Raw genomic sequence first — 20,461 nt, 5'->3', positions numbered from 1 at the left:
GTTGGTCAACTGGCCCACCATGACCAACACTAATGCGACTCATAGATTCCACTGACTGGCCAGAGTCGTCAGTGGGCAACCAGGCTAGCCGCCACGTCCTGTCCTTCAGCCCGATCACGCTGTGGGCGTTTTTTTGTGGCCCGACATTCATGTGGTTTCCGGAATTATGAAGGCATTTACATCGTTTCGCCCGACCCGGCCGGGCGCCGTCCTGGCGGGCCTCGCCCTGCTGTGGCTGGCCGGCCCCGCCGGCGCCGGTGTTCTCGAGTTGAGCTTCAACGAGGAGGACAGCCCGGAGCCGGTAGCGGACGTGGTGGTGATGGTAACAAGCCCGCAATCCGTCAGCCCGGTGCAGGCCGTGATGGGCCAGAAGAACCGCGCCTTTGTCCCGGACCTGCTGGTGGTGCCCAGGGGCTCGGAGGTGAATTTCCCCAATAACGACAACACCCAGCACCATGTCTACTCGTTTTCCGCCGCCAAGACCTTCAATATCGAGCTGTACGCCGACGAACCGCCACGCCCCATCACCTTTGACACCGTTGGCATCGTGGAGCTGGGCTGCAACATCCACGACACCATGCAGGCCTTCATCGTGGTCACCGGGACACCCCACGTGGCCCGCTCCGGCGCCGCCGGCATCGCCCGGCTGGAGGTTCCCGACCAGCTGCTGGACAGCGACGGCAAGCTGGCGGTGCGTATCTGGCATCCGCGACTGCCGGACAACACCAGCGCCCAGACCCTGAGCCTGTCCGGCCCGTTTCCGATCCGCCAGCGCCTCGCCCTTGAGCTGACGCCGGAACCGGCCGATACCGATGGCTTCGGGGGTCTGCAAGAGCGCTTCCGGAACCTCTGATGGCCACCAGACGCCTGGTTCTGGGCTTCCGCAGTCGCCTCCTGATCGCAATGCTGACCATTGTGGTCATCACCGTGGCCAGTATCGCCGGCCTGCTGCTGCTGAACCTGTTCGAGGCCGAGAAGACCCGCGCGCGCCAGCAGCTCAATGTGGCCGGTGGCGTCGCCCTCGAGGTGCTGGCCCGCCGTAACGAGCTGCTGGCCGCCCGGCTGCAGGTGGCGGTGGAGGACTTCGGCTTCCGCTCCGCCATCGCCAGCGGTGACCAGCCCACCATCACCAGCGCCCTGGTGAACCAGATACGCCGGGCCGGCGCGGACGTCGCCCTGCTCAGTGACAACCAGGGTCGCCTGGTGGCGAACCTGCACGGTTTGGAGAACGGCACCGTCACGCCCTTCCCGGAGCTGCTGGAGGCGGCGCGGGGCCAGCGTCAGGCCGCCGATATCCGCAGCTGGAACGGCAAGGCCTATCAGCTGATTGTGGTGCCGGTGCAGGGCGCCGGCCTGCGGGCCTGGCTCACCGCCGGCTTTCTCCTGGACGACAGCTTCGCCAAGGCCATCAGTGACCTGACCGGCACTGAGGTGGTGGTCAAACGGCAACAGGACGACCTGATTTCCATCCTCGCGTCCAGTTTTGAAGGCGGCCAGTTCGACGCCGGCTTTCTGGACACCTTTGGCACCGGGGAAGGTGAGCGCATGGTGGAGACCCAGCAGTATTTCAGTCGCGTCCTGCCGATCAGCGATGGCCCGGAAGACGCGATCCAGCTGTTACTGCTGAGCAGCCGCAGCAATGCGCTGCAGAGCTACTTCCAGCTGGCCTGGGAAATCGGTCTGCTGGTCCTGGTGGTGCTGGTGGTGGCGGGCATTCTGGTATTGGCCACCGCCCGGGCCTTTGGCCGGCCGGTACTGGAGCTGGCCAACTTTGCCAGCGCCATTGGTTCGGGGCGCCGGGCCGAGCCACCCCGGATCCGCACCACCGGGGAATTGCGGGTGCTTCGTGACGCCCTCAGCCACATGATCCTGCGGATCCGGGAGCGGGAACACCGCCTTGAGCACAATGCGCTTCACGATGAGCTCACCGGCCTGAACAACCGCAAGGCCGTCGACAATGCTCTGGGTGCGGCCCTGAGTGACAACCGCCCGTGCTGGGTGCTGGCGCTGTCGCTGGCCAAGTTCAAGGCCATCAACGACACCCTGGGTTTCAGTTTTGGCGACCAGGTCATCATCGCCACCGGCCTGCGGCTTCGGGGAAAGCTCGACCCCCGCCACCCGATCGGCCGCACCGGGGGCAATGAATTCACGGCGCTGGTGCCCGACCAGGGGCCGGAGGCGTTGGAGGAGCTTATTCTGCAGCTCAAGGAGCAGGTGGAAGACGCCACCGTGATCCAGGATACCCCCATCAACCTCAAGGTCCACATTGCCGCCCTCCGGATACCGGATCAGGCCCAGACCCCGGACCAGGTCCGCCGCCGCATCAACCTGACCCTCGAGCGCGCCCGTGAAGCCGAGAACCAGGCGGCCATCTACCAGCCCGGCGGCGACGAGCATCACCTGCGGGAGCTGCGTCTGATCCAGGACCTGCAGCCGGCCATGCTGGCGGACGAGATGTACATGAATTACCAGCCCAAGGTGTGCTTCGAGTCCGCCGAATTTCACCAGGTGGAGGCGCTGATACGCTGGAAGCACGGCGAGCTGGGCTTCATCGGGCCGGACGAATTCATCCTGCTGGCGGAGCGTTCAGGTCAGGTCCACCTACTTACCGAGTTCATCCTGCATCGCATTGCCAGGGACGCCCGGCAATGGCACCAGGAGGGGCTGGATATCGGCGTCGCCATCAATCTGTCGGCCCTGGACCTGACCAATCGGGCGCTGCCGTCGATGATTCTCAATGCCTTTGAGTCCTGGGAGTGCCCGCGCGACCGCATCACCTTCGAGGTCACCGAAAGCGCGGTCATGTCCGACCCGGCCCTGGCGGTCCAGACCCTGGAGAAACTTCGCGCCCTGGGCTTCCGTTTGTCGGTGGACGATTTCGGCACCGGCTATTCGTCCCTGGCACAACTGCGTTCGCTGCCGGTGCACGAGCTCAAGATCGACAAATCCTTCGTGCTGAAGCTGGACACCGAACCCCAGGACCAGCTGATCGTGCAGTCCACCATCGACATGGCCCATCGGCTGGGCCTCAGTGTGGTGGCGGAGGGCATCGAAAACGAGGCCAGCTGGCGCCTGCTGCAACATTGGGGCTGCAACCTGGCCCAGGGCTTTTTCCTGGCCCGGCCGCTGCCGGCCGCCGGGCTGCTGGAGTGGCAGCGGGCATTCCGCCAGCGAACATCGGAACTCCAGCATCATCAACACCATGCCACCGGGGAGGCGGAATCATGAGTCGGAGAATGTTGTCCCTGCCTGCGGCCGCCCTGCTGGGGCTGCTGGTCTGTAGCCCCTGGCTGAGCGCCGATCCGGGTAGCCGCCTCTGGGCCACCGGCGGGGTGACCACCATCGAGGGCAGCGCCGGTGGCGGCCTGGTGCCCTGGGCCCTGCTCAGCGGCTACGCCAGCGATACCGAATGGGGCGGCACCCTGGCGCTGTCCCGGGCCGAGGTGGACGACTTTACCGTCAGCTTTGCCGGCGCCACCCTGAACTGGCGCAACCGGGTGGAGCTGAGCGCAGGTCGCCAGACCCTGGACCTGGACACTCTGGGCGCGGCCCTGGGGGAGGACGAGCTCAGCCAGGACATCTTCGGCGCCAAGGTACGCCTCTACGGCGATGTGCTCTACGACCGTTTTGGCCAGTGGTCGCTTGGCCTCCAGCACAAACGCCAGCGCCAGTTCACCATACCCGCTGCGGTGGGGGCCGAGGACGAGACCGGCACCGATGTGTTCCTGACCGGCAGCAAGCTGTTCTTTGCCGCTGTCTTTGACCGCAACCTGCTGGTCAACGCCGGCGTGCGGCTGACAAAAGCCAACCAGGGTGGCTTGCTGGGTTTTGGCGGCGACCGGGACGACAGCTACCAGCCCATGTTCGAGGGCAGTGCCGGCGTTTTCGTGAGCCGCCGCTGGCTGGTGGGTGTGGAGTATCGCCAGAAACCCGACAACCTGGACTTCGCCGCGGAGGAGGACTGGTACGACGCCTTTGTGGCCTGGGTGCCTGACCGCCGGCTGGCGGTCACCGCGGCCTGGGTCAACCTGGGGGACATTGCCGGGCTTGCCGACCAGCGCGGCCCCTACCTGTCTTTGCAGGGCACTTTCTAGCAAAGCCAACCTGGCTTACGGAGGCCATCATGATTCTTGCCAAGGCCATTGTCGCGCTGCTGCTGGCGTTTACCCTGGCAGCCTGTCAGACCCCGCCGGCGGCGCCCCAGGAGGACAACCCGGATCTCTACGCAGCTCTGGGTGAACGGGAAGGTATTGAAGCGATCGTCGAGGATCTGCTGTACATCATCGTCGATGATGAGCGCATTGCCTTCCAGTTCCGGGGGCTGGATGTGGCCCGTTTCCACGGTCACCTCAGTGACCAGATCTGTATGCTGGCCGGTGGCCCCTGCACCTACACCGGCCGCGACATGGCCGAATCCCACAGCGCCATGGCCATCACCAACACCCAGTTCAACGCCCTGGTGGAGGACCTGATCCTGGCCATGGAGAAGAACCGGGTGCCTACCGCAGCCCAGAACCGTCTGCTGGCCAGACTCGCCCCGATGCATGATGCTATAGTCAGGCCCTAGCAGGCATGGCGGCGTACCGCTGAGCTCGTAACCACAGGCCTTGGAGAACCACCTTGCTCGATAATGCGGATCTGGGAAAACTGATCGTCCGGCTGACCCTGGGCGGTCTGATGCTGTTCCACGGTATTGCCAAACTGTTCGGCGGCATTGGCGGCATCGAGGGCATGCTGGCCAGCCACGGTATACCGGGCATATTCGGCTATGGCGTATTCATCGGCGAGCTGGTGGCCCCCATCATGGTGATCCTGGGCTACTACACCCGCATCGGTGCCCTGCTGATTGTCTTCAACATGCTGGTGGCCATTGCGCTGGCCCACGGCGGTGAGCTGATGGCGCTCAGCCGCAGCGGCGGCTGGGCCCTGGAACTGCAGGGCTTCTTCCTGTTCATCGCCCTGGCGCTGGTGTTCCTCGGCCCCGGCCGCTACAAACTCAAGAACTGAGGCCCCGAGGGGCAGCCAGGAGAAGCCGCTATGACAGCCACCGTCAAGCCGGGCCGCTACCGGCACTACAAGGGTCAGGATTACGAGGTGATTGGTACCGCACGCCATAGCGAGACCGAGGAACCCATGGTGGTCTACCGCTGCCTCTACGGTGATCACAGTCTCTGGGTGCGGCCCCTGGCGATGTTCCGTGAGACTGTGGAGCTGGGCGGCGAGCAGGTACCCCGCTTTGCCCTGATCGAAGAGTCGGACGAACGCCACTGACTCGGGTTCAGTGGCGGCTCTGGTCGTCGTCAGCGCTGGATGATTTGAAGAACACCACCTGTTTGACGGTGTGATCGTCCCTGTTGCTGCGCTTGTTGACCCGCGTCTGCAGCTCCGCCGCCACCGGCTCGGCATCCCCCTGGCGGTCCGCGAAGCCACAGGCCACGCACTCCCGGAACTGGCCGTCCTCGGTGGTGAACATCACGATCTTGTCCATTTCAGCGCAGCGGGGACAGACCGCGCCGGCAATGAACCGCTTGGGGCTTGCCATAACTTTCGACTCCACGTTATCCCGGACCGGGCCGGATTTTACGGCCCCGGTCCGACATCGGCTCACGCCGCCTCGGATGTGATCCCGTTCTGGCGCAGCAACGCGTCCACTTTGGGCTCCCGGCCCCGGAAAGCCTTGAACAGCTCCATGGGCTCCCGCGAGCCGCCTTTCTCCAGGATGTTCTCCAGGAAGGCGCGGCCGGTTTCCTGGTCGAAGATGCCGTTTTCCTCGAACAGCGAGAAGGCGTCCGCCGCCAGTACTTCCGCCCACTTGTAGCTGTAGTAGCCGGCCGCGTAGCCACCGGCGAAGATGTGGGAGAAGCTGTTGGGGAAGCGATTGAAGTCCGGTGTCCGGATCACCGCGATCTCGTCCCGTACCTGGCGATGCACATCCAGCGGGTTGGTGGGGGCCTCACCGGTAAACTCGGCGTGGAGGCGGAAATCGAACAGCGAGAACTCCAGCTGCCGCACCATCTGCATGCCGGACTGGAAGTTCTTTGCCGCCAGCATCTTGTCCAGCATGTCCTGGGGCAGGGGGTCACCGGTTTCGTGGTGGCCCGCGATCAGCGCCAGGGACTCCGGATGCCAGCACCAGTTCTCCAGGAACTGGCTGGGCAGCTCCACCGCGTCCCAGGCCACGCCGTTGATGCCGGACACGTCCGCCACATCCACCCGGGTCAGCATGTGGTGCAGGCCGTGACCGAACTCGTGGAATAGGGTGGTGACCTCGTCGTGGGTCAGCAGCGAGGGCTTGCCGTCCACCGGCGGGGTGAAGTTACAGGTCATGAAGGCCACCGGCAGCTGGACGTGGCCGCGCAGGTTGCGCCAGCGTACCCGGCAATCTGCCATCCAGGCGCCGCCCCGCTTGCCCTGGCGGGCAAAGGGGTCGAAGTAGAAATAGGCCACCGGCTCACCGTCGCGGGTGATGCGATAGGCGGTGGCGTCCGCATGCCAGGTCTCGATGTCCGGCTGCGCTTCGATCTGGACGCCGAACAGCCGCTCGGTGACCCGGAACAGCCCGGAGATCACCCGGTCAACCGGGAAATAGGGACGCAGGTCTTCCGGCGAGATGTCGTAGCGCTGGTGCCGCAGCTTTTCGCTGTAGTAGCCCACATCCCAGGCTTCCAGCTCCTCGACGCCGTATTCCTTTTTGGCAAAGTCCTTGAGGTCGGCGATGTCCTTTTCCGCCACCGGCTTGGATTTCTCCGCCAGCTGGTTCAGGAAGTCCATCACTTCGTCCACGCTGCGGGCCATCTTGGTGACCAGCGAGCGCTCGGCGTAGTTGTTGAATCCCAGCAGCTTGGCCAGGGTGTGGCGGCGCTTGAGGATTTCCGCCATCACCGGGGTGTTGTCCCAGGTGCCGGCATCCGGGCCCATGTCGGAGGCGCGGGTGACGTAGGCCTCATAGACCTCCCGGCGCAGGTCCCGGTTGTCGCAATAGGTCATCACCGGGTAGAAGCTGGGGAAATCCAGGGTGATGAGGTAGCCTTCCAGATCACGCTGCTTGGCGGCCTGGCGTGCCCCGGCCAGAGCGGTCTCCGGCAGGCCGGCCAGTTCGCCGGCATCGGTGATGTGCTTGCTCCAGTGCTGGGTGGCGTCCAGCACGTTGTCGCTGAAACGGTTGCACAGGTCGGCCAGCTCCATCTTGAGCTCGGCGTAGCGGACCTTGTCCTCCGGCGGCAGATCGACCCCGCCAAGACGGAAATCCCGCAGGGTGTTTTCCACCGCCTTCTGCTGGGCCTGGCTGAGATCCTTGAAATCGTCCCGGGCCGCCAGCTTCTTGTAGGCCTCGCAGAGATGCTCGTTCTGGCTCAGCTCGGTGCTGTACTCGGTGATCTTGTCGAGGCAGGACTTGTAGACCTTGCGCAGCTCGTCGCTGTTGTTGACACCGTTAAGATGGGAGATCACCGACCAGGCGTTGTTGAGATGGTCGTCCAGCGCCTGCATGGGCAGCGCCAGGGTATGCCACTCGGGCTCCTCCTGGGTCGCCAGGGTCTGGATCTTCATCCGGTTCTCGCTGAGGATCTGGTCGATGGCCGGCTCCATGTGTTCGATCCGGACATGGTCAAAGCGCGGCAACAGCTCGTCGGTCAACAACGGATTGTTCATAGGGGCCTTCTCAGTCTATTGAATGTCAGGTACTTTCTTCGGATACGGTTTCGATAAGGATTACATGATGGCGCAAGTCCGCTCTCACAAGGGTAGCACGCCAAAATTCGGTGCGCGTACCTGGGTCGACCCCAGCGCTGTGGTCATCGGCGACGTCGAGCTTGGCGACGACTGCTCAGTCTGGCCCACCACGGTGATCCGCGGTGACATGCACCGGATCCGCATTGGCGCCCGCTGCAGCCTGCAGGACGGCACCGTGGTCCATATCACCCACGCCAGTGACTACAATCCCGGCGGCTGGCCCACCACCCTGGGTGACGATGTCACCGTCGGTCACCGGGCCCTGCTGCATGGCTGCACCATCGGCAGCCGGGTGCTGGTGGGTATGGGCAGCATCATTATGGATGGCGCCGTGGTGGAGGACGAGGTCATTATTGCCGCCGGCACCCTGGTGCCTCCGGGCAAGACCCTGGCCTCGGGCCATCTCTACGTGGGCTCACCCTGCCGCCAGGCCCGCGCGCTCACCGACAACGAGCGCAGCTTTTTTACCTACACCGCCGCCAACTACGTCAGACTCAAAGACGAGTACCTGGCCTGATACCGGCCCCTCCTGACGCCGGCTGCCGAGCCAGAGAGGCGGAATAGGGGCATGCCGAAAGGCTCTTGAAAAATTCCGGCCCGAACCTATTTTTCGTTCTAGCAGAAGTTCACGGACATCCCGGCCCCGCCGGGAGCCGTTCCGCGAGCGAAGCTGAATTCAATCAACATCCGTTTTCAGGTTCGTAAGGAGGACTTTGTTATGGCCAACATCACACGCTGGAATCCCATCAGCGAATTCGAGGACCTGCTGGACCGTTACAGCCGCAACCTGGGCATGCCCCGGGTCAACGGCAACGGCGAGAGCAAGGACCTGTTCCGCCGCACCGACTGGGCACCGGCGGTGGACATCCGCGAGACCGCGGAAGCCTTCCAGATCGATGCCGAACTGCCGGGACTGTCAAAGGACGATGTCCAGGTCACGGTGGAGGACCGGGTGCTCACCATCCAGGGGGAACGCAAGAAAGAGGATGAGACCTCAGACGACAAGCATCACCGCATCGAGCGGATCTATGGCCACTTCGTGCGCCGCTTCACGCTGCCGGACAACGTCGACCCGGACAGCGTCAAGGCCAGCTTCCGCAACGGGGTGTTGCAGGTGACCCTGGCCAAGAGGGAGAAGGCCAAGCCCCGCGCCATCGAGGTGGATGTGGAATAAACTCCGTGCCGGGCCGGAGAGGACTCAGCCCTTTCCGGCTTCGGCCGCGGTCTTGCCACCGGCGGCCCGCAGGGCCTCAGCGTAGGGTACGCTGCGACGGTGTTCCAGGACATGGTCAAGAATGGTCTGACCGTCCTCGTTGACGGCATTGATATCCCGCCCGGCTTCGGTGAAAAATCCCAGGAAACGCTCGAAATCGCCGGCCCTCATGGCCTGGTAAGCCTTGATCAGGACATGGAAATCCGCGTTGATGCGGGCGTCATAGGGGCTGATGAACAGGAAGCTCTTGACCCGCTCGTCACCCCATTCCTCGCCGATCACCTTGGGTTTTTCCGGTCCACTCATGATGTCACTCTCATCCTGCCTGGCTGTCAAAAGGGGCGACAGTATAACGGTCTCACCCGGCTTTGGTTAGACGAATTCCGCCTGAGGTAGTTGCTGGCGGGCATAAGACTGTGGAATCAGGGCAGAATTTCAAGTCGCTCCGGAGTCGGGCCGGTGCCCGGCTGACACTGGGGATCACGGACGGTGATTTCCACCCGCCGGTTCCGGGCGCGGTTCTCCGGGCTGTCGTTGGGCACAAGGGGGTTGGTCTCGGCGCGGCCGGCGGCGGTCACCCGCTCCGCTGCCAGTTGCCGGTTCATCACCAGCTCATGGACCACCGACACGGCACGCGCCGCCGACAGGTCCCAGTTGGAGCGATAGCGACCGCTCACTACCGGGCGATCATCGGTGTAACCCGCCACCAGCACCTCGCCGCTGCAACTGGCCAGCACTTCCACCACCCGCTCGATGATGGGGATCATGTCCGCCTTGATGGCGGCCTCACCGGAGCGGAAGGTCGCGTCCTCGGCGAAACGGATGATCACCTTCTCGGTGTCGTAGTTCACCGACAGCGCCTCGCCCGCCACTTCCGGCTCCAGTTCGGTGATCAGCCGGGAAGCCAGATCCACCACCCCTGCCGGCACCGCGGTCGGCGCCGAGTCGGCACTGCGCTCGTCGATGAACTCGGGCTCCTCGGCCGGTTGCGGGGTAACCTCCGGCAGCGACACCGTGTCGGACTCCACCAGGGTGATGGGGGAGCCGCCGATATCCTCCCCCAGCACGTTGCTGCTGCCCAGCGCCACCGCCATGGAATTGGCCATGGCCCGGTACTTCTCCAGGTCCATCTCGGCGAATGACAGCAGCAGGATGAAAAAGGTCAGCAGCAGGGTGGCCAGGTCGGCAAAGGTGACGACCCAGCTGGGGGCGCCGCCGGGCTTGCGGGCGCGTTTGCGGACCAGCACCGCCATGGCCTAGGCCTCCCGCTCCCGGGCCAGGGCCGTGCGCTGCTCCGGAGTCACGAAGGCGGACAGCAGCTCGGTCATCACCCGCGGGTTCTGGCCCTGCATGATGTTCTGGATACTGGTGGCGATCAGCAGCCGGTTGCGCTGCTCGTCCTCGGCCTTGAGCTGCAGCTTGTCCGCCAGCGGCAGGGCAATGAGCTGGGAGATGAAGGCGCCGTAGAGCGTGGTCAGCAGGGCGATGGCCATGGCCGGGCCGATGGAGGCCGGGTCGTCCAGGCTGTTGAGCATCTGCACCAGCCCCACCAGCGTGCCCAGCATGCCGATGGCCGGTGCCGACTCGCCAATACCCCGGAACACCCGCTCGGCCACGTCGTAGCGTTCCATGGTCTGCTGGATGTCCTGGGCCAGGGCCTCCTCGATCAGCTCCGGCGGATGGCCATCGACGCAGAGGTTGATGCCCTTCTGCAGGAAGTCGTTGTCGGTCTGGTGGCTTTCCAGGCCCAGGATGCCCTCCTTTCGTACCAGCCGTGCCAGGGTGCTGACTTCCCGGATCAGGTTGACCGGTTTTTCCACCCGGTCGGTGAAGGCGGCGGCGAAGGCCAGGCGAAAGGCGTCCAGCACGGTGGCCAGGCGGAACTTGATGAGGGTGACCGCGAAGGTACCGCCCAGCACCAGCGCCAGCCCGGGCAGGTTCATGAAGGTCAGCAGGCTGGCATTGGCGAGCATCGCCGCCACCACAATGAATATGCCGGTCACCAGGCCCACCAGGGTCAGAATGTCCATCGACCAACCTCGACTACAAAGCGGGAATCGCAACATCCGCCATGGCGGCGGCAATCAGAGCCTGAAGAATAGCCCATTCGGCCGGGTTCAGCTCGCCCCGGAACGCAATGCGGCAATCACAGGTGCCGTTTTGGGATGTACGCCACGCCAGACCGCAAACGCTTCGGCGGCCTGCTCCACCAGCATGCCCAGACCGTCGATGCCCAGCCGGCCACCCTGGTCCAGCAGCCAGCGGTTGAAGGGCGTCACCTCCTGGCCGTACATCATGTCGTAACCGCTGGTGCCCGGCCCCACCAGGCCCGCCGGCAGGGGCGGCAGCTCACCCTGGAGACTGGCGCTGGTGCCGTTGATGATCAGGTCAAAGCGGCCGCTCAGCTGGTCGAAGCCGCAGCCCTGCAGACGGGTGTCGCCGGCCTCGGCCGCGAACAGCTCCGCCAGCCTGCCGGCCTTGTCCGGCGTGCGGTTGGCAATCACCACCTGGGCCGGCCCCTGGGCCAGCAGTGGCCCCAGCACACCCCGCACGGCACCACCGGCGCCCAGGACCAGAAGCCGTTCCCCCACCAGGCTGAAGCCGTGGTTGTCGGTCAGGTCCGCCACGAGGCCGGCGCCGTCGGTGTTATCGGCTGTGAGCCGGCCCTGGTCATCCTGGTACAGGGTGTTGGCGGCACCGGCCTTCTCCGCCCGGGCGGTGCGGTGGTCCGCCATGGCCCAGGCCTGCTCCTTGAAGGGCACCGTCACATTGAGACCCTTGCCACCGCCGGCGAAGAAATCCCGCACGGTCTGCTCGAAGCCCTCCAGCGGCGCCTGGATGGCGGTGTACTCCACCGGCTCACCGGTCTGGCGGGCAAAATGGCTGTGGATCCAGGGGGATTTGCTGTGGCTGATGGGATGGCCCACCACCGCGTAGAGGTCATTCGTCATCCGTCGGCTCCAGCCAGTTGCGGGCGGTCAGGAAATGCTCGGTCAGCTGCGCCTCCGGGCTGCCAGGCTCCGGCTGGCGATTGTAGTCCCAGCGCACCAGCGGCGGCAGCGACATCAGGATGGACTCGGTGCGCCCGCCAGACTGCAGGCCGAACAGGGTGCCGCGATCATAGACCAGGTTGAACTCCACGTAGCGGCCCCGGCGGTAGAGCTGGAAATCCCGTTCCCGCTCGCCGTAGTCGTGGTCCTTGCGGGCCCTGAGGATGGGTTCATAGGCGTCGATGTAACTGTCACCCACCGCCTGCATGAGCGCAAAATCCCGCTCGAAGTCGCCACTGTTGTGGTCGTCGAAGAAGAGCCCGCCCACGCCCCGGGGCTCGGCCCGGTGCTTGAGGTAGAAATACTCGTCACACCAGCGCTTGTAGTCCCGGTAGACATGCTCGCCAAAGGGCTCGCAGGCAGCCCGGGCGGTGCGGTGCCAGTGCACGCAGTCGTCGTCGAAGCCGTAGTAGGGTGTCAGGTCGTAGCCGCCACCAAACCAGTAGACCGGCTCACCGTCCGGCGGATTGGCAATGAAAAACCGCACATTGGCATGGGAGGTGGGGGCGTAGGGATTGCGGGGATGGATCACCAGCGACACGCCCATGGCCTGCCAGGGCGCGCCCGCCAGATGCGGCCGGTGGGCCGTGGCCGACGGCGGCAGCGTCTCTCCCATCACCCGGGAGAAATTGACGCCGCCTTTCTCGATCACGGCGCCGTCCGCCAGTACCCGACTGATGCCGCCGCCACCCTCGGGGCGATCCCAGCTTTCGGTGGCGAAATCCTGGCTGCCATCAACGGCCGCCAGACGCGCGCAGATACGCTCCTGCAGGGTCAGTAAGTACTGACGGACCGCCTCGGTATCCGGTGGGGTCATGCATCTTCTCCTAACGAAGCCAGCGCTCGTTGACGATATCCAGGGTGCGGCTGAATTGGCCGCCACTGCCCAAAGGTCCGGGAGAACGGGTTGCGGCGCCAGACAGACATTGGCGAAACGGGATTGGTCATGACATCTCATTATGCAGACCGGGGCCGCTCAGACAAGGCGCTGGAAGCCTCCCGGTGCGGAATCCACCAGTCCCTCCATCTCCAGCAGCAGCAGGGACTGCATCAGTTGCTCCGCCGCCAGGCCGGTGGCCGCGCACAGGGCATCGGTGGAAGCCGGATCATACCCCAAAGCCTCCATGACAGCGATTTCCCGCTTGCCCAGACCACTCAGGTCCGGCTGGAGGGCGGGGCTTGGCGGCGCCGGCTGTGGCACCGGTGGGGGCTGTGGCGACTTGCGGCCTAAGGCGGCGGCACGGGCTACCGGTCGTGGCCGCTCCCAGGCCTCCAGCTCGGCTTCGATGTCGGCGACGGTTTCCACCAGGGTGGCGCCCTGACGGATCAGCTGGTGGCAGCCCCTCGCCTGCGCATTGTGGATGGAACCGGGGATGGCGAACACCTCGCGACCCTGCTCCAGCGCCAGCCGGGCTGTGATCAGCGAGCCGCTGCGGGGGCTGGCCTCCACCACCAGCACGCCACGGCTGAGCCCGCTGATGATGCGGTTGCGCTGGGGAAAGTGGGCCGCCCGTGCCGGCGAGCCCGGCGGCAGGTCCGACACCACAGCGCCGGCGCTGGCAATGCGCTCGGTCAGGGCCCGGTGCCGGGCGGGGTAGCTGATATCCAGGCCGGTACCCACCACCGCCAGGGTGGCTTCGCCTGCTTCCAGTGCCGCCAGGTGGGCGGCGCCATCGATGCCCAGGGCCAGGCCACTGGTGATCAGATAGCCGGCCCTGGCGAGCGCCGTGGCGAAGGCCCGGGCATGGTCCAGACCGGCGCGGCTGGCCTGCCGGCTGCCGACAATACCCAGCTGGGGCCGATGCAGCAGGGCGGCGTCGCCGCGGACGTAGAGCAGCAGGGGTGCGTCGTGGATGCTGGCCAGCAGGGCCGGGTAAGCGGCACTGGCCCAGGGCACCAGCGTCAAGCCGTGTCGTTCACAGGCCCGGTGGATGCGCAGCACCTCGGCCACCGCCGGGTGTTTCAGGTCGCCCGCCTGCCAGGCCAGCAATGGCTCGCGGGCGGCGACCGGCAGGTTGAGGGAAGCCAGGGTGGCGGCGTTGAGGGTTAGCAGTTCCAGCGGGCTGTCCAGATGGTCCTTGATGGCCTGCCAGCGCCGTGCGCCCATGCCGGGCAGCTGGCTCAACAGGATCCAGGGGCTCTGGGGGTCCGCCAGCACGGCGTCGGCGGGCGCGGCCGGGTTGGTAACGTCGGTCATGGTTCATCCTCTGAACGGGGGCGGCCTTCCTGGCCTTGTTTTATTGTCAGTATGCCATAAAAAAACGGGAGCCCTGAGGCTCCCGCTTCTGTCACCGGCCTGCCCGCGAGGGGCAAGGCATCAGGGGTTGCGAACCGTGTCGCCCACCGCCAGCGGCCGGGTGGCCTGGAGCACCAGACCGTAGCTGAGCTTGTCGTAGGTCTGGAACACCATCATCAGACCGGCGCGCTCGGCCGGCAGTTCAACCACCTGGCCGTTGTAGGGGTCCTTCACCAGGTTGCCGGCGCGGTAGACCGCCAGCACGTTGCCCGGCTCGAGGCCCTCGCGGGCACCGCGATTGATGGTGACCACATCGTACTGGCCGATCTGGCTGACACCGCCTTCCACCGAAATCATCTTGCCCTGAATGTCACCTTCCGGGGCACTGGGGTTGAAGCTCGTGTTGATGGGGCGGTCCTGGCTCACCAGCAGACGGTCTCCGATGCGCACCTCTTCGTTGGAGCGCTTGAGCATCACGGTCAGCACGTCGCCACTGTCGCTGGTGACTTCGCCGTCGGCGATGGCACGGGCTTCCAGGCCGAGGAATTCGCCGGTGTCCGGATCCACATAGCTGTTGCTGCGGCGGAACACCCCGACGTTCTCTGCCGGCTTGTCGCCACGGGCGTAGAGCTTGTCGCCGGCGCCGGTGATGATGCGGCCGTCCTCGCCCTCAAGCACGTAGGGCGCACCCTCCAGGGTCTCCACGTCAACGATACGGGTATCGGTGAGGAAGCTGCTGATGGCGTCCAGCGGGATCGTGGGTATGGGCAGCTCAATGGGTTCGGACCGCACCTGGGGCGACAGTTTCACCACGCCGTCACTGCGTACCTTGGTCACCCGGGGCTGGCCATCGATATAGACCAGCGCCAGCTCATCGCCGGGGTAGATCAGGTGCGGGTTGCGAACCTGGGGGTTCACATGCCAGATTTCCGGCCAGTACCATGGGTTGTTCAGGAAGCGGGCGGAGATGTCCCAGAGGGTATCGCCCTTGACGACGGTATATCGCTCGGGGTGGTCTGACCGGAACTCGGGGCCATCCGCCTGCGCCCAGGAGGTCAGCAGCAGCATGGTGGCTGCCAGCGCGTACAGCAGTTTCCTCATTATGTAAGTCCTTGATCGCATGCCTTAATCGATTGGTTCCGCGTCTGTACCCAGACCGAGACCCGAAGCCTGTTTCTCTACTATAGAAGAAGTCCGGCGAATTGTGATGTTATCTTTTGTTCTTCCAGTAAATTCTACCTATCACTGATCAGTTTGTAATCAATGGCGAAGATAAGGGATAATAGCGTCGTCCGATAAGGAACTTACTTGAAACTTTTTTGGTTGTCCCGACCATAATAGTCGGGGTGAAAAAGATTGCGCAGTACGCAGTCGCATTTCTGAAATCGCAGTTCTGAAAATACGTCGAACCGGAACAAGATCAGGGCACCATGATACTAGACATACTCGAATTCCCGGATCCGCGCCTTCGCACCGTTGCCAAGCCGGTCGACCAGGTGACGGACGAAACCCGCAAGCTTATCGATGACATGTTCGAAACCATGTACGATGCGCCGGGTATCGGGCTGGCGGCCACCCAGGTCAATGTTCACCAGCAGGTCATCGTGATCGACCTCTCCGACGACCGCAGCGAGCCGCTGGTGCTGATCAACCCGGAAATCGAAGTGCTGGAGGGCGACTACCAGGACATGCAGGAAGGCTGCCTGTCGGTCCCCGGTTTCTATGAGGATGTGACCCGCATCGACCATATCCGGGTCAGGGCCCTCGACCGCAACGGCGAGCCGTTCGAGCGCGAGGTCACCGGTCTGCTGGCGGTCTGCATCCAGCACGAGATGGACCACCTCAAGGGCAAGCTGTTCGTGGACTACCTGAGCCCGCTGAAGCGCACACGCATCCGCAAGAAGCTGGAGAAGCAGCACAAGATCCGGGCCTGACCCGACGCGGAGCCAGCCAGAACATCAGCGGTGAACACAGACCGGGCACAGGCCCGGTCTTTTCGTATCCAGCCGGCGCATTTCCACCGCGCCGGAACCAGCCGATCAAGACGGAGATGATTGACCCGTGCGAGTCGTTTTTGCCGGAACCCCGGACTTCGCCGCTGCCGCCCTGCGGGGCCTACTTGCCGCCGGCCACCAGGTGGTGGCGGTCTACTCCCAGCCTGACCGGCCCGCCGGCCGCGGCCGCAAGCTCGCCGCCAGCCCGGTCAAGCAGGTGGCCCTGGACGCCGGCCTGCCGGTCTACCAGCCCGAATCCCTGAAAACACCCGAGGCCCAGGCCGAGCTGGCGGCGCTGGCGCCGGACGTGATGGTGGTGGCCGCCTACGGCCTGATCCTGCCGCCGGCGGTGCTGGCGATCCCCCGCCTGGGCTGCCTCAACATCCACGCCTCCCTGCTGCCGCGCTGGCGCGGCGCCGCCCCCATCCAGCGCGCCATCGCCGCCGGCGACACCGAAACCGGCATCACCATCATGCAGATGGACCGGGGCCTGGATACCGGCGCCATGCTGCTGAAAGTCGCCACCCCCATCGCGCCCGGCGACACCGGGGGCAGCCTCCATGACCGGCTGGCGGAACTGGGCAGCCATGCCATCGTTGACGCCCTGGCGCGGCTGGCCGATGGCAGCCTGACGGCCGAACCCCAGGACGACAGCCTGGCATGCTACGCCCACAAACTTGCCAAGGAGGAAGGGCACATCGACTGGCGCCGGCCGGCGGCGGACATTGCCCGTCAGGTGCGGGCCTTCAATCCCTGGCCCGGCAGCTACGCCGAGCTGGATGGCCAGCGCATCCGCATACATGAAGCCCAGCCGCTGCCGGGCGACGACAGCCAGCCCCCGGGCCGGGTCCTCGACCGCCAGCGCAGCGGCATCGATGTGGCCTGCGGCGAGGGCGTACTGCGCATCACACAATTGCAGTTGCCCGGGGCCCGGGCGCAATCCCCGGCGGACCTGATCAATGGCGGCAAGCCGGTTTTGCTGCCCGGCCAGGAGCTGCACTGAATGGCCGACCCCCAGCTACCGGTTCGAGTCGCCGCCGCCCAGGCCCTGCAGGCGGTCGAGCAGGGTCAGTCCCTGGCCCAGAGCCTGCCCCTGGCCCAGGCCCGGGTGGCCCCGCAGGACCGGCCCGAACTCCAGGCCCTGTGTTACGGCACCTGCCGCTGGTATCACCGGCTCGACAGTGAACTGGGCCGGCGCCTGAACAAGCCGCTGCGCCCTAACGACCGGGTTGTCCACCAACTCCTGCTGGTGGCGCTGTTCCAGTTGCGGCACAGCCAGCAGGCCGATTACGCCATCCTCAATGAGACCGTGGAAGCCTGCCGCGTCCTGGCCAAACCCCATCTGGCCGGCATGGTGAACGCGGTACTGCGGGCCGCCCAGCGGGAAGGCGAGCCCGACCACGGCTCTGAGTCAGCGCTCTACAGTCACCCCGAATGGATGGTGGAGAAACTGCGCCACAACTGGCCGGAGCACTGGCAGGCCATCCTCGCCGCCAACAACAGCCAGGCACCCATGACGCTGCGGGTCAATGCCCGTCAGATCGACCGGGACAACTACCTCAAATGGCTGCGGGACGACGGCATCGAGGCCAAGGCCACCGGCCACGCGCCTCACGGCATCCAGCTGGCGCGGCCGTTGCCGGTGGAGCGCCTGCCGGGCTTTGCCGATGGCGCCGTCAGCGTCCAGGACGAGGCCGCCCAGCTCTGCACCACCCTGCTGGACCTGGCCCCGGGGCAACGGGTGCTGGATGCCTGCGCCGCACCGGGGGGCAAGACCTGCGCCATGCTCGAGCAGCAGCCGGGGCTGGCGGAGGTCATCGCCATCGACCAGTCCGAGACCCGCCTGCCCCGAATCCGCGAGAACCTGGATCGCCTCGGGCTGGAGGCCATCCTGCTGGCCGCCGATGCCGGCGCCACCGGGGATTGGTGGGATGGCAGGCACTTCGACCGCATCCTGCTGGACGTGCCCTGCAGCGCCAGCGGCGTGATCCGCCGCAATCCCGACATCAAGCTGTTGCGCCGGGAAGGCGATATCGCTGCCCTGGCCAGGATCCAGCTGGGGCTGCTGGAGTCGCTCTGGCAGACCCTGACACCGGGGGGCCGGCTGGTGTACGCCACCTGCTCTGTATTCCCCCAGGAAAATCACCGTATAATTCAGCGCTTCCTGCGCCAGCAACCGGAGGCGGAGCTGGTGGCGCTGCCGGTACAATGGGGACTGGATACCGGCGCCGGGCGCCAGCTGCTGCCCGACCCCCAGGCCCAGGACGGTTTCTTCTATGCTGTCCTGGTGCGCCGTCACGACGGGGCGCCGAACGCACACACCAATGACCAGGGTAGCGGGCTATGAAGATCATCATCCTCGGGGCGGGGCAGGTGGGCGGCACACTGGCCGAGAACCTGGCCAACGAAGCCAACGACATCACCGTCATCGACAGCGACGGCCAGCGCCTGCGGGAACTCCAGGACCGGCTCGACATCCGCACCGTCCAGGGCCGCGGCTCCTACCCCACCGTCCTGCGCCAGGCCGGCGCCGAGGATGCCGACATGCTGATCGCCGTCACCAGCAGTGACGAGGTCAACATGGTGGCCTGCCAGGTCGCCTACTCCCTGTTCCGGACCCCCACCAAGATCAGCCGCGTGCGGGCCAACGCCTACCTGGCGCGGCGGGAGCTGTTCGACGAATCCGGTTTTCCCGTGGATGTGCTGATCAGCCCGGAGCAGGTGGTCACCGAGCACATCACCCGGCTGATCGAATACCCCGGCGCCCTGCAGGTGCTGGAGTTCTCCAAGGGCCTGGTGCGGCTGGTGGCGATCCGGGCCACCAAGGGCGGCCCGCTGGTGGGCCATGAGCTGTCCTTCCTGCGCTCCCACATGCCCAAGACCGACACCCGGGTGGCGGCCATCTTCCGCAAGGACCGGCCCATCATCCCCCAGGGCGATACCGTCATTGAGGACGGCGACGAGGTCTTCTTCATCGCCGGCACCGACCATATCCGCAAGGTGATGAGCGAGCTGCAGCCACTGGAGCGGCCCTACAAGAAGATCTTCATCTGCGGCGGCGGCAACATCGGCCAGCGCCTGGCGCGAACCCTGGAGGGCCGCTACCAGGTCAAGCTGCTGGAGCGGGATCGGGAGCGCTGTGTGATGCTGTCCGAAAGCCTGCGCAAGACCATCGTGCTGGAGGGCAACGCCGCCAACAAGGACATCCTGCTGGAGGAGAACATCGAGAAGACCGACGTCTTCTGCGCGGTCACCAACGACGACGAGGCCAACATCATGGCGTCCCTGCTGGCCAAGCGCCTGGGCGCCCGCAAGGTGCTGACCCTGATCAACAACCCGGATTACGTCGACCTGATCCAGGGTGGTGAGATCGATGTGGCCATCTCACCCCAGCAGACCACCATCGGCAGCCTGCTGACCCATGTCCGCAAGGGTGATGTGGTCAATGTGCACGCCCTGCGACGGGGTGCCGCGGAAGCCATCGAGGCCATCGCCCACGGCGACCACCGCTCCTCCAAGGTCGTGGGCAAGCGCCTGGACGAGATCCAGCTGCCGGAAGGCACCACCATCGGCGCCATCGTCCGCCACAATGAGGTGCTGATCGCCCACGACCACATCCGGGTGCAGCCGGACGATCACGTCATCCTGTTCCTGGTGGACAAGTCCCGCATCCGTGACGTGGAGCGCCTGTTCCAGGTCGGCCTGACCTTCTTCTAGGGCGGCGGCAACGGTGGCTTAGAAATACGCCGCGCAGAGGCGTATAATTCCGACCCTTCGATGCGCAGGGCCTGGCCGGCCGGCGCAACACTCAGACACAGCAGCAGGCAACCGTCGTGACAGACAAGGCAAGCAAGGGCGCAACAACACCGGACATCAAAACCTTTCAGGGCCTGATCCTGGCGCTGCAGAATTTCTGGGCCCAGCACGGCTGCGTGGTCCTGCAGCCGCTGGACATGGAAGTGGGCGCCGGCACCTTCCACCCCGCCACCTTCCTGCGGGCGATTGGCCCGGAGACCTGGAACGCCGCCTACGTCCAGCCCAGCCGCCGGCCCACCGACGGCCGTTACGGCGAGAACCCCAACCGCCTGCAGCACTATTACCAGTTCCAGGTGGTGCTCAAGCCGTCGCCAGACAACATCCAGGAGCTCTACCTGGACTCCCTCAAGGCCCTGGGCCTGGACCCGCTGGTGCATGACATCCGCTTCGTCGAGGACAACTGGGAGTCCCCGACCCTGGG

The 20,461-nt window shown here is 65.4% G+C and carries 22 protein-coding genes; 13 read left to right on the top strand and 9 right to left on the bottom strand.

From position 1 onward, the window contains the following. The first annotated feature begins 166 nt into the window (after positions 1–166). The 6 genes from R3280_RS05890 to R3280_RS05865 are packed head-to-tail and all read left to right on the top strand — an operon-like array spanning position 167 to position 5,271. On the top strand, positions 167–853 hold the full coding sequence (locus R3280_RS05890; RefSeq protein WP_318997655.1) for a methylamine utilization protein: 687 nt from the start codon (positions 167–169) through the stop codon (positions 851–853). After that, positions 853–3,228, top strand: a complete 2,376-nt coding sequence (locus R3280_RS05885) for a putative bifunctional diguanylate cyclase/phosphodiesterase (protein WP_318997654.1) — start codon at positions 853–855, stop codon at positions 3,226–3,228. The genes R3280_RS05890 and R3280_RS05885 overlap by 1 nt, the downstream gene beginning before the upstream one ends. An 8-nt stretch (positions 3,229–3,236) precedes the next feature. Beyond that, on the top strand, positions 3,237–4,094 hold the full coding sequence (locus tag R3280_RS05880) for a DUF3034 family protein (protein WP_318997653.1): 858 nt from the start codon (positions 3,237–3,239) through the stop codon (positions 4,092–4,094). Between the two features lie 29 nt (positions 4,095–4,123). After that, positions 4,124–4,567, top strand: a complete 444-nt coding sequence (locus R3280_RS05875; protein ID WP_318997652.1) for a group 1 truncated hemoglobin — start codon at positions 4,124–4,126, stop codon at positions 4,565–4,567. Between the two features lie 53 nt (positions 4,568–4,620). Next, positions 4,621–5,007 (top strand): DoxX family protein, encoded by a 387-nt coding sequence (locus R3280_RS05870; protein WP_318997651.1) that lies wholly within the window; start codon positions 4,621–4,623, stop codon positions 5,005–5,007. Between the two features lie 30 nt (positions 5,008–5,037). Continuing rightward, complete coding sequence (locus tag R3280_RS05865; RefSeq protein WP_318997650.1) at positions 5,038–5,271, top strand: DUF1653 domain-containing protein; 234 nt, start codon at positions 5,038–5,040, stop codon at positions 5,269–5,271. 7 nt (positions 5,272–5,278) lie between these two features. Here the strand turns inward: R3280_RS05865 and R3280_RS05860 are convergent, their stop codons facing one another. Beyond that, the gene (locus tag R3280_RS05860) at positions 5,279–5,542 is read right to left on the bottom strand and encodes a YheV family putative zinc ribbon protein (RefSeq protein ID WP_318997649.1); all 264 of its coding nucleotides are present in this window, start codon (positions 5,540–5,542) and stop codon (positions 5,279–5,281) included. Between the two features lie 62 nt (positions 5,543–5,604). Beyond that, on the bottom strand, positions 5,605–7,650 hold the full coding sequence (prlC, locus tag R3280_RS05855) for an oligopeptidase A (protein WP_318997648.1): 2,046 nt from the start codon (positions 7,648–7,650) through the stop codon (positions 5,605–5,607). Between the two features lie 67 nt (positions 7,651–7,717). On the opposite strand from prlC, the gene R3280_RS05850 reads away from it, so the two are divergent. Then, positions 7,718–8,248 carry a gamma carbonic anhydrase family protein gene (locus tag R3280_RS05850; protein ID WP_318997679.1) on the top strand — a complete coding sequence of 177 codons (531 nt, stop codon included), beginning with the start codon at positions 7,718–7,720 and terminating at the stop codon, positions 8,246–8,248. A gap of 201 nt (positions 8,249–8,449) precedes the next feature. Next, positions 8,450–8,905 (top strand): Hsp20/alpha crystallin family protein, encoded by a 456-nt coding sequence (locus R3280_RS05845; protein WP_318997647.1) that lies wholly within the window; start codon positions 8,450–8,452, stop codon positions 8,903–8,905. Between the two features lie 24 nt (positions 8,906–8,929). Here the strand turns inward: R3280_RS05845 and R3280_RS05840 are convergent, their stop codons facing one another. From R3280_RS05840 to R3280_RS05810, 7 genes are all read right to left on the bottom strand, one after another. Then, the gene (locus R3280_RS05840; RefSeq protein ID WP_318997646.1) at positions 8,930–9,250 is read right to left on the bottom strand and encodes a PA4642 family protein; all 321 of its coding nucleotides are present in this window, start codon (positions 9,248–9,250) and stop codon (positions 8,930–8,932) included. 116 nt (positions 9,251–9,366) lie between these two features. After that, complete coding sequence (locus tag R3280_RS05835; RefSeq protein ID WP_318997645.1) at positions 9,367–10,197, bottom strand: flagellar motor protein MotB; 831 nt, start codon at positions 10,195–10,197, stop codon at positions 9,367–9,369. 3 nt (positions 10,198–10,200) lie between these two features. Next, positions 10,201–10,974 carry a MotA/TolQ/ExbB proton channel family protein gene (locus tag R3280_RS05830; RefSeq protein ID WP_318997644.1) on the bottom strand — a complete coding sequence of 258 codons (774 nt, stop codon included), beginning with the start codon at positions 10,972–10,974 and terminating at the stop codon, positions 10,201–10,203. 87 nt (positions 10,975–11,061) lie between these two features. Further along, a complete protein-coding gene (aroE, locus tag R3280_RS05825; RefSeq protein ID WP_318997643.1) occupies positions 11,062–11,895 on the bottom strand; it encodes a shikimate dehydrogenase in 834 nt (277 codons plus the stop codon). After that, on the bottom strand, positions 11,885–12,811 hold the full coding sequence (gene hemF, locus R3280_RS05820; protein ID WP_318997642.1) for an oxygen-dependent coproporphyrinogen oxidase: 927 nt from the start codon (positions 12,809–12,811) through the stop codon (positions 11,885–11,887). Before hemF ends, aroE begins: the two co-directional genes overlap by 11 nt. A 159-nt stretch (positions 12,812–12,970) precedes the next feature. Continuing rightward, positions 12,971–14,191, bottom strand: a complete 1,221-nt coding sequence (dprA, locus tag R3280_RS05815; protein ID WP_318997641.1) for a DNA-processing protein DprA — start codon at positions 14,189–14,191, stop codon at positions 12,971–12,973. Positions 14,192–14,311: 120 nt separating this feature from the next. Beyond that, entirely contained in the window at positions 14,312–15,331 is a 1,020-nt protein-coding gene (locus R3280_RS05810) for a LysM peptidoglycan-binding domain-containing protein (RefSeq protein ID WP_318997640.1), read from the bottom strand. Between the two features lie 329 nt (positions 15,332–15,660). Between R3280_RS05810 and def the strand changes: the two genes are divergently transcribed. The 5 genes from def to R3280_RS05785 form a co-directional block, all read left to right on the top strand. Further along, a complete protein-coding gene (gene def, locus R3280_RS05805; protein ID WP_318997639.1) occupies positions 15,661–16,164 on the top strand; it encodes a peptide deformylase in 504 nt (167 codons plus the stop codon). 127 nt (positions 16,165–16,291) lie between these two features. Further along, positions 16,292–17,227, top strand: a complete 936-nt coding sequence (fmt, locus tag R3280_RS05800; RefSeq protein ID WP_318997638.1) for a methionyl-tRNA formyltransferase — start codon at positions 16,292–16,294, stop codon at positions 17,225–17,227. Continuing rightward, a complete protein-coding gene (gene rsmB, locus R3280_RS05795) occupies positions 17,228–18,571 on the top strand; it encodes a 16S rRNA (cytosine(967)-C(5))-methyltransferase RsmB (protein ID WP_318997637.1) in 1,344 nt (447 codons plus the stop codon). It begins immediately after the preceding gene. After that, on the top strand, positions 18,568–19,941 hold the full coding sequence (gene trkA, locus R3280_RS05790) for a Trk system potassium transporter TrkA (RefSeq protein WP_318997636.1): 1,374 nt from the start codon (positions 18,568–18,570) through the stop codon (positions 19,939–19,941). Before rsmB ends, trkA begins: the two co-directional genes overlap by 4 nt. Positions 19,942–20,057: 116 nt before the next feature. Then, the coding region (locus R3280_RS05785; protein ID WP_318997635.1) for a glycine--tRNA ligase subunit alpha at positions 20,058–20,461 on the top strand (404 nt) is incomplete at its 3' end.

The sequence above is a fragment of the Marinobacter sp. genome (genome assembly GCF_033722195.1).
In the GTDB taxonomy this organism is placed as follows: domain Bacteria; phylum Pseudomonadota; class Gammaproteobacteria; order Pseudomonadales; family Oleiphilaceae; genus Marinobacter.
This window is presented reverse-complemented; position numbering and strand designations above follow the sequence as displayed.